The following is a 9064-nucleotide window of genomic DNA, read 5'->3' as shown; positions in this document are numbered from 1 at the left end:
TACCTTTGCACTCGCTTTTAAGAAATAAGGCATTCGGGGTGTAGCGCAGTCCGGTTAGCGCACCTGCTTTGGGAGCAGGGGGTCGTGGGTTCGAATCCCGCTACCCCGACAGTAAGGTGAAAGAAGGTGTTATAAATGACACCTTCTTTTTTTTTAAACAACTGGGCACTTTTTCTATTAATCTTATCATTTTATTATAAAAAGTGAAGTAATATATTTCTCTAAAGTGTATATTATTTCTATATTTACTGCGAATGGATAAGTGTCTAAAAATGTAATATCATGGAGGAGAATCAAGATGTTCGTTGGTTGCAGCGTTATGATAGCTTTCAAAAAGCTTGTAAAAGAGTACTTGAAATCACTGAGTCCGACAAATCCCCGGAGGATTTATCAGAATTGGAGCAAGAGGGACTTATACAGCGATTTGAATATACTTTTGAACTGGCATGGAAGGTATTACAAGATTTTTTAAAATACAAAGGGTATGAGTTTATGCAAGGTCCTAACGGTGCCCTTCAAAAAGCCTTTGAAGATGGTTTGATTTCCAATCATGATGCTTGGCGGAGAATGGCTAAAGCAAGAGTAACAACCTCGCATACTTATAATGAGGGTGAAGCTATCGAAATAGTAAAAAATATATTTGAAGAATACGCTGTACTATTAAAGCAATTGAACATTAGGTTAACTCAAGAGAAATCAAATATAGAAAATAATATTTATCCGGAATAACTATGTACGGATTAAGTGATATTGTCATTGCTGATATTTGTAGTGTGCTTGAGAAGCATGCTAATATAGAAAAGGCTGTAATTTTCGGTTCACGAGCTAAAGGTAACTATGGAGAAGGATCGGATATAGATCTTGCTATAGTGGGGAATGATATTTCTTTCAATCAATTGATGGATATAAATATTCAAATAGAAGATTTGGGGTTGCTGTATAAAGTAGATGTTATTGACTATAATAAGAATATCGGTACTCCAATTGGAGACCATATAAATCGAGTAGGTTTACTGTTTTATGAAAAAAAAGAGAAGTAATATAATCACATCTTTAAATAAAACTCTCTTGTCAACGCAATGTATTCCGGTGTAAATTGATTGCGTTCCACCTCAATACATAAAGTTTCCTCCATACATTTTTGTTCCTGATGTCCGAATGCGATAAGTACTCTCCTGCTAGGCTTGCCTGGCTTGGTAAAAACATGAAGGCGTCGTGAAGGGTATAATTTGTATTTCCAAGCTGTATCAATTACTAACTTCTCTGCTTCAGTAGGAATGATGATACATATCCTCCCCTGATCTTCAAGAAAGTGTGCCGAACGCCGGAAAAGTAACTCGTAATTCAGTTCGCAGGTGTGACGTGCCATATTGCGTTGCTTGTCAGGGCAATTTAAAGCATCAACAAAATAAGGAGGGTTAGAAACTATCAGATGATATTTATTATCTGTTTGAAATAAACTGAAATCATTACAGATAACTTTTATCCTATTTGCCCATGGAGAACGCGCTATGTTTTCTTCTGCCTGAGTTGCCGCGGCTTCATCTATTTCTATAGCTGTAACTTGTGAAAGCGGATTACGTTGAGCTAACATTAAAGCTATCAATCCTGTGCCGGTACCAATATCGAGAATTTGTTGAGGGTTTCCAGCTTCTGCCCAGGCACCCAAAAGAACTCCATCTGTACCTACTTTCATGGCACATTTATCATGCCATATAGTAAATTGTTTAAACTGAAAATAAGGATTTGGCATCGTTTATAGTTATTATTTGAGGGCAAAAATAGGCAAAGTCGGGAATATTACGACTAATTTGGCACTGTTTTTGTCTTTTTATAGAAAAGGTGCTTTATATTAATGAAGAATAGATTAACTTTGCAGGCGCTTTGTAAGCCCTGTCAGTGTGACATAAACTTAAAAAGAACAAAATGAAGAAAAGACTTTACCTAAAAGATATGGAGACGAGAGAAGAAGGAAACTCTTTCTCAGTAATTGCTGATTTTGAGGGGAATGAGGAACAATTGATGGATATTGAAGTGAATGAGATACTTCCGATATTGCCTTTACGGAATATGGTTTTATTTCCAGGCGTGTTTATGCCGGTATCTGTCGGGAGAAAGACTTCCATGAAATTAGTGCGTGAAGCAGAAAAGAAGAGTGCATATATCGGAGTAGTCTGTCAGAAAGTGGCTGAAACCGAAATGCCAATGTTGGAAGATTTGCATACCATTGGTACGATCGGTAAGATTATCCGTATCCTGGAGATGCCTGATCAGACAACAACGATTATCCTGCAAGGCGTCAAACGTATGGAGTTGGAAGAAATTGTAGATACAACTCCGTATTTGAAAGGACGAGTAAGGGCACTGGAAGAAGATATTCCCGATAAGAATGATAAAGAGTTCCATGCTTTGGTGGAAGCTTGTAAGGATCTGACTATAAGATATATCAAATCATCTGATATGTTCCCGCAGGATTCTGCATTTGCTATCAAGAACATTACTAATCCTATGTTCCTGGTAGATTTTATTTGCACGAATCTTCCATTGAAGAAAGATGAAAAGATTGAGTTGCTACGTATTGACTCATTGCGGGCACGTACTTACCGTCTATTAGAGATACTGAACCGGGAAGTGCAGCTTGCCGAGATTAAGGAGTCCATACAGATGCGTGCACGAGAAGATATTGACCAACAACAACGTGAATACTTCCTGCAACAGCAAATTAAAACCATTCAGGATGAATTGGGTGGCGGTGGCCAGGAACAGGAAATTGAAGAGCTGCGCCGCAAAGCACTCACTACTAAATGGAGTGTAGAAGTGAGAGACACCTTTATGAAAGAGGTGGATAAATTGGAGCGTACACATCCGCAATCCCCTGATTACAGTGTGCAACTTAATTATCTGCAAACTATGTTGAGTTTGCCATGGGGAATATATACTACGGATAATTTCAATCTGATCAATGCCGAAAAGACTTTAAATAAAGATCATTATGGCTTGGAGAAGGTGAAAGAACGTATTTTGGAGCACTTGGCTGTATTGAAGTTGAAAGGTGACATGAAGTCGCCTATTATCTGCTTGTACGGCCCTCCGGGAGTGGGTAAAACTTCTTTGGGACGTTCTATCGCTGCTGCCTTGAAGCGTAAGTACATTCGTATGTCATTGGGTGGTGTGCATGATGAAGCTGAAATCCGTGGACACCGCAAGACATATATCGGTGCTATGCCGGGACGTATTATCAAGAGTCTGATCAAGGCAGGTTCATCAAATCCGGTGTTTATCTTGGACGAAATTGACAAAGTTAGCTCAGACCGTCAGGGGGATCCCTCTTCTGCCCTGCTTGAAGTACTCGATCCGGAACAGAATACAACATTCCATGATAACTTCCTGGATGTAGATTATGATTTGTCTAAAGTGATGTTCATAGCTACTGCAAATAACCTGAATACTATTCCCGGACCTTTGCTCGACCGTATGGAGTTGATTGAGGTAAGTGGTTATATCACCGAAGAGAAAATAGAGATTGCCCGCCGCCATTTGGTTCCGAAAGAACTGGAAGCTAACGGTATGAAGAAGAATGATATCAAGATACCGAAGAATACGCTGGAGGCAATTATCGAGTCGTATACTCGTGAAAGCGGCGTACGTGAACTGGAGAAGAAAATAGGTAAGATACTTCGTAAATCAGCACGTCAGTATGCTACAGATGGTTATTTTGCCAAACAGGAGATTAAGCCGGGAGATTTATATGAATTCCTCGGAGCACCGGAGTATACCCGTGATAAATATCAGGGTAATGATTACGCTGGTGTAGTCACCGGACTGGCATGGACTGCCGTAGGCGGAGAAATCTTGTTTGTAGAAACCAGTTTAAGTCGTGGAAAAGGCGGACGTCTGACATTGACCGGAAATCTGGGCGACGTCATGAAGGAATCTGCAATGCTGGCTTTGGAATATATCAAGGCACATGCTTCTTTGTTAAATCTGGATGAAGAAATCTTTGATAATTGGAATATTCATGTACATGTACCGGAAGGTGCTATTCCTAAGGATGGACCTTCAGCCGGTATTACGATGGCCACATCTCTTGCTTCTGCCCTCACCCAACGTAAGGTAAAAGCAAATCTTGCTATGACAGGAGAAATAACACTTCGTGGTAAGGTGCTTCCCGTAGGAGGTATTAAGGAAAAGATTCTGGCTGCCAAACGTGCCGGCATCAAGAACATTATCTTGAGTGAAGAGAATCGTAAGAATATTGACGAAATACAGGAAATCTACCTCAAGGGATTGACTTTCCACTACGTGAAAGATGTGAAAGAAGTATTTGCCATTGCGCTGACCAATGAAAAGGTAGCCGATGCCATTGACCTGTCCGTAAAGAAAGAAAAGACAGAAAAGAAAGCAGAATGACATTCGACTTACAATATACAGACAGTAAAAGTAACGCGCGTGCAGGATTGATAACCACCGATCACGGGCAGATAGCAACACCTATATTTATGCCGGTAGGTACCGTAGGAACGGTGAAAGGTGTGCATGTAACCGAACTGAAAGAAGATATCGAGGCGCAGATCATATTAGGAAATACCTATCATCTGTATCTGCGTCCGGGATTGGATGTATTGGAAAAAGCCGGAGGACTTCATAAGTTCAACGGCTTTGACCGTCCGATGTTGACGGATAGTGGTGGTTTCCAAGTCTTTTCATTGTCGGGTATTCGTAAATTACGGGAAGAAGGTGCAGAATTCCGTTCACATATTGATGGTAGTAAGCATATCTTCACTCCCGAAAAGGTAATGGACATCGAACGTACGATTGGTGCAGATATTATGATGGCTTTTGACGAGTGCCCTCCGGGAGATTCGGATTATGCGTATGCCAAAAAGTCATTAGGACTGACGCACCGTTGGCTGGACCGTTGTATTCAGCGTTTCAATGAGACAGAACCAAAATATGGATACCAACAGTCGCTCTTCCCCATTGTTCAAGGATGTGTATATCCTGATCTTCGCAAGGAATCTGCGGAATTCATCGCATCGAAGGGTGCGGATGGTAATGCTATCGGTGGTTTGGCGGTAGGTGAACCGGTAGACAAGATGTATGAGATGATTGAGTTGGTGAACGAGATTCTGCCGAAAGATAAACCCCGTTATCTGATGGGTGTAGGTACACCGGTAAATATCCTGGAAGGTATAGAGCGTGGTGTAGATATGTTCGACTGCGTGATGCCAACCCGAAACGGACGGAATGGTATGTTGTTTACCAAAGACGGTATTATCAATATGCGCAATAAGAAATGGGAAACGGACTTCTCTCCTATTGAGGCAGACGGAGCTTCTGCTGTAGATACCTTATATAGTAAAGCGTATCTGCGCCATCTGTTCCATGCACAAGAATTGCTGGCTATGCAAATTGCATCTATCCATAATTTAGCTTTTTATCTGTGGCTGGTGGGTGAAGCTCGCAAGCACATCATTGCCGGTGACTTCTCTACATGGAAACCGATGATGGTAAAACGCGTATCGACAAGGTTATGAGAAAACTGAACTGGAAAATAAAAGGTATAAAGTTGCCGGATAACTGGAAGTGGTTGAAGCGGCTCGACTTCTACATTATCAAGAAGTTCCTCGGAACTTATGTGTTTGCCATTGCATTGATTATCTCTATTGCAGTGGTATTCGACTTTAATGAGAAGATGGACAAGTTCATGTCACACGAAGCGCCATGGAAAGCCATAGTTTTTGATTATTATCTGAACTTTGTTCCTTACTTTGCCAATCTGTTCAGTCCGCTGTTTGTGTTTATTTCGGTTATATTCTTTACTTCAAAACTGGCCGAGAACTCGGAGATTATTGCGATGTTTTCTACCGGAATGAGTTTTAAGCGGATGCTCCGGCCTTATATGGTATCGGCTGCCATTATTGCGGTAGTAACTTTTTGCTTAGGCTCTTATGTAATACCTAAGGGTAGTGTGACACGTATCAATTTTGAGGATAAGTACTATAAGCAACGTAAATCAAATACTGCCCGGAATATTCAGCTGGAAGTGGATTCGGGGGTGATTGCCTATATTGAACGTTTTGAAGATTATAGTAAGACAGGATATCGCTTTTCATTGGATAAATTTAAAGATAAGCAGTTGGTGTCTCATCTTACGGCTCGTTCCATTACTTATGATACAGCATCTGTTCATAAATGGACCATTAAGGATTACATGATACGCGAGATGGACGGCATGAAAGAAAATATAGTTAAGGGTGATCGTATTGACAGTATCCTTTTCATGGAGCCTGCTGATTTCCTTATTATGAAAAATCAACAGGAAATGATGACCAGTCCCGAATTAAGTGAATATATTAGCAGGCAGCGGCAGCGTGGATTTGCCAATATCAAGGAGTTTGAACTTGAATATCATAAGCGCATTGCCATGTCGTTTGCATCGTTTATCCTTACGCTGATCGGAGTTTCTCTTTCTTCGAAAAAGACCAAGGGTGGAATGGGATTGCATTTGGGTATAGGTTTGGCATTAAGTTTCTCATATATCCTTTTCCAAACGATCGCTTCTACTTTTGCTGTAAATGGTAATGTACCTCCGGTAGTTGCCGTATGGATACCGAATATACTCTATGCTTTCATAGCATTCTACTTGTATCAGAAAGCACCGAAATAAGGAATAACCGAATGAATAAAAATAAGAAGCCCCTCCTGCTCCTTGTGTTACCACAAGTGCAGGAGGGGCTTTTTTGTTGTATCCATTTCCTCTTTTGTCTTTGCTTCTTCATAACTTTAGCGATGCATTCTCATCGTATGTGTATTTAGAAGCAACCCCACTTTCGTCTTACATGTTCTTTAAATCTTTCATGGCAATGTGCAGTGAAAGCTTAATTCAAGTAAGCTGAAAGTTCTGCAGCAGAGATGTTTTTGGCTATAATCACACCATTATCATCCAGTAAATAGTTAGTAAATCCCCGGCCTAAACGGTATTTTTTAAAGATGCCGGACGACTCGCCTTTAGTTTCCACGAAACAGGTGGGCGTAACTATTTGGTCCTTACGAATGGTTTCCTCAAAGATAGATTGATATTCATCGAATGATACGGAAACCATTTCCACATTATTGTTTTGAGAAGTTGAACGAAGTGCATTGCTTAAACTTGCGTTTTGCATCCGGGATTGCGCGTCGTAACTTGCCCAGAAACTGAGTAACACATATTTTCCCTTCATCTTTGACAGATTTTGAGTCGGTTGTTGCTCAGTCGACATAGCTTTGATTTTAAAATCAGGGGCTATGTCACCCACATTTAAACCTCCGGTAGGTTTGTCTTTTTCTACGAAAGAAGTCAAGGAACTAATTAGTAATACAACAAAAATCCATTTTACATGCTTCATGTAAGGCGGTTTTGGTTAATACTAGTTGATTTATAAGTGTTTGTCGGACGATGAAATAACGTCTTAACAAACAAATATACGATCAACGTTTACTAAGATTATAGAACCATTTGTTCTAAATCGGGGACAAAGGTACAACATTATTATTGAAAATCAAGTAAACGGTTAACTTTTTCATGTTATATAACATGTTTTGCATTTCAGGATATCTCTCAGCATGATATATATGATGCATTTGATGAATAGATATGGTGTGTTTTTCTCATTAGCATTAGGCTGAAAGAGGGAACCTTTCAGAACTATTACTGTTTAATGAATGGCGCAAAAGAAATTTTGCCTACTTTTGCATCGTGTTATTCATTAATTTAGATAAACAACTTTTATGCAACCATTGAGCACAGAACTTATACTTATCCGGGTCACGGGCGAAGATCGTCCGGGATTGACTGCATCTGTTACAGAAATTTTAGCTAAATACGACGCTACTATTCTTGACATTGGTCAGGCCGACATCCATAATACACTGTCATTAGGTATCTTATGCAAGACAGAGGAACAACATTCAGGATTCATTATGAAAGAGTTGCTTTTCAAAGCGTCTTCTTTGGGAGTGACGATTCGCTTCTATCCTATTTCAGTAAAGGAATATGAAGATTGGGTGAATATGCAGGGAAAGAACCGCTATATCCTTACTCTGCTGGGGCGTAAATTATCTGCCCGCCAGATCTCTGCCGTTACCCGTATTCTTGCTGAACAGGGGATGAATATCGATGCCATCAAACGCCTGACGGGGCGTATTCCATTGGATGAATGTGATTCGCGTACACGTGCCTGCATAGAGTTTTCTGTCCGGGGAACTCCGAAAGACCGTATTGCTATGCAGGAAGAGTTAATGAAGCTGGCGAGCGAACTGGAAATGGATTTCTCTTTCCAGCTTGATAATATGTATCGCCGGATGCGCCGACTGATCTGTTTCGATATGGATTCGACTCTGATTGAAACGGAAGTAATTGACGAATTGGCTATACGCGCTGGTGTGGGCAATGAGGTGAAAGCCATCACTGAGCGTGCTATGCGTGGTGAGATAGATTTTACTGAAAGTTTCCGTGAGCGTGTAGCTCTGTTGAAAGGCCTGGATGAATCTGTCATGCAGGAAATAGCAGAAAATCTGCCCATTACGGAAGGTGTAGATCGCCTGATGTATGTATTGAAAAAGTATGGTTACAAGATAGCCATTCTTTCCGGTGGTTTCACTTATTTCGGGCAATATCTTCAAAAGAAATATGGCATTGATTATGTATATGCCAATGAATTGGAAATAGTGGACGGTAAGTTGACCGGCCGTTATCTGGGAGATGTGGTAGACGGTAAGCGAAAAGCTGAATTGTTGCGCCTCATTGCACAGGTAGAGAAGGTAGACATTGCTCAGACCATTGCTGTGGGTGACGGAGCGAATGATCTTCCGATGCTGGGTGTTGCTGGATTGGGCATTGCTTTCCATGCCAAACCGAAAGTGGTTGCCAATGCAAAGCAATCTATTAACACGATTGGTTTGGATGGGGTACTCTATTTCTTAGGCTTTAAAGACTCATATATCGATTTGCCGAAATGAGTTGAACTATTCCGCAAATATATTTGTTTCATATAGTGACATATATATTTGCGGAATCTCTTAA

8 protein-coding genes and 1 tRNA gene are annotated in these 9064 nt (G+C 40.6%); 7 read left to right on the top strand and 2 right to left on the bottom strand.

Annotated features, from left to right (window positions below; genetic code table 11):
* The first annotated feature begins 34 nt into the window (after positions 1 to 34).
* The 3 genes from BWI44_RS15630 (at position 35) to BWI44_RS15620 (ending at position 1040) form a co-directional block, all read left to right on the top strand.
* A tRNA-Pro gene (locus BWI44_RS15630) sits at positions 35 to 109 on the top strand.
* A 173-nt stretch (positions 110 to 282) separates the two neighbouring features.
* Positions 283 to 729 (top strand): HI0074 family nucleotidyltransferase substrate-binding subunit, encoded by a 447-nt coding sequence (locus BWI44_RS15625; protein ID WP_007662581.1) that lies wholly within the window; start codon positions 283 to 285, stop codon positions 727 to 729.
* A gap of 2 nt (positions 730 to 731) precedes the next feature.
* Positions 732 to 1040 carry a nucleotidyltransferase domain-containing protein gene (locus BWI44_RS15620; RefSeq protein ID WP_007662583.1) on the top strand — a complete coding sequence of 103 codons (309 nt, stop codon included), beginning with the start codon at positions 732 to 734 and terminating at the stop codon, positions 1038 to 1040.
* Positions 1041 to 1045: 5 nt separating this feature from the next.
* On the opposite strand, the gene BWI44_RS15615 is transcribed toward BWI44_RS15620, so the two are convergent.
* A complete protein-coding gene (locus tag BWI44_RS15615; protein ID WP_195209411.1) occupies positions 1046 to 1753 on the bottom strand; it encodes a tRNA1(Val) (adenine(37)-N6)-methyltransferase in 708 nt (235 codons plus the stop codon).
* Positions 1754 to 1926: 173 nt separating this feature from the next.
* On the opposite strand from BWI44_RS15615, the gene lon reads away from it, so the two are divergent.
* Genes lon through BWI44_RS15600 form a run of 3 tightly spaced genes read left to right on the top strand, consistent with a single transcriptional unit; the run spans position 1927 to position 6670 of the window.
* Positions 1927 to 4410, top strand: coding sequence for an endopeptidase La (gene lon, locus BWI44_RS15610; protein ID WP_195209412.1), 2484 nt, complete (start codon positions 1927 to 1929; stop codon positions 4408 to 4410).
* Positions 4407 to 5537 carry a tRNA guanosine(34) transglycosylase Tgt gene (gene tgt / locus BWI44_RS15605; RefSeq protein ID WP_007662586.1) on the top strand — a complete coding sequence of 377 codons (1131 nt, stop codon included), beginning with the start codon at positions 4407 to 4409 and terminating at the stop codon, positions 5535 to 5537. Before lon ends, tgt begins: the two co-directional genes overlap by 4 nt.
* A complete protein-coding gene (locus BWI44_RS15600) occupies positions 5534 to 6670 on the top strand; it encodes an LptF/LptG family permease (RefSeq protein ID WP_007662587.1) in 1137 nt (378 codons plus the stop codon). Before tgt ends, BWI44_RS15600 begins: the two co-directional genes overlap by 4 nt.
* Before the next feature lie 211 nt (positions 6671 to 6881).
* On the opposite strand, the gene BWI44_RS15595 is transcribed toward BWI44_RS15600, so the two are convergent.
* The gene (locus BWI44_RS15595) at positions 6882 to 7388 is read right to left on the bottom strand and encodes a redoxin domain-containing protein (protein WP_007662588.1); all 507 of its coding nucleotides are present in this window, start codon (positions 7386 to 7388) and stop codon (positions 6882 to 6884) included.
* 382 nt (positions 7389 to 7770) lie between these two features.
* Between BWI44_RS15595 and serB the strand changes: the two genes are divergently transcribed.
* Positions 7771 to 9000: a phosphoserine phosphatase SerB gene (gene serB / locus BWI44_RS15590; protein ID WP_007662590.1), complete on the top strand. Its 1230-nt coding sequence runs from the start codon at positions 7771 to 7773 to the stop codon at positions 8998 to 9000.
* The last annotated feature ends 64 nt before the right edge of the window (positions 9001 to 9064 follow it).

Origin of the sequence: Bacteroides sp. Phil13 (genome assembly GCF_001940965.1) — a bacterium.
Lineage (GTDB): Bacteria > Bacteroidota > Bacteroidia > Bacteroidales > Bacteroidaceae > Bacteroides > Bacteroides intestinalis.
The sequence above is the reverse complement of the archived record's forward strand: the minus strand, read 5'-3'. Positions and strand labels throughout refer to the sequence as shown.

Excerpts from the sequence above, each read along its gene's own strand:
- tgt (WP_007662586.1), top strand. The coding sequence starts at position 4,407 with ATGACATTCGACTTACAATATACAGACAGTAAAAGTAACGCGCGTGCA.
- BWI44_RS15625 (WP_007662581.1), top strand. The coding sequence starts at position 283 with ATGGAGGAGAATCAAGATGTTCGTTGGTTGCAGCGTTATGATAGCTTT.
- serB (WP_007662590.1), top strand. The coding sequence starts at position 7,771 with ATGCAACCATTGAGCACAGAACTTATACTTATCCGGGTCACGGGCGAA.
- BWI44_RS15600 (WP_007662587.1), top strand. The coding sequence starts at position 5,534 with ATGAGAAAACTGAACTGGAAAATAAAAGGTATAAAGTTGCCGGATAAC.
- lon (WP_195209412.1), top strand. The coding sequence starts at position 1,927 with ATGAAGAAAAGACTTTACCTAAAAGATATGGAGACGAGAGAAGAAGGA.
- BWI44_RS15595 (WP_007662588.1), bottom strand. The coding sequence starts at position 7,388 with ATGAAGCATGTAAAATGGATTTTTGTTGTATTACTAATTAGTTCCTTG.
- BWI44_RS15615 (WP_195209411.1), bottom strand. The coding sequence starts at position 1,753 with ATGCCAAATCCTTATTTTCAGTTTAAACAATTTACTATATGGCATGAT.
- BWI44_RS15620 (WP_007662583.1), top strand. The coding sequence starts at position 732 with ATGTACGGATTAAGTGATATTGTCATTGCTGATATTTGTAGTGTGCTT.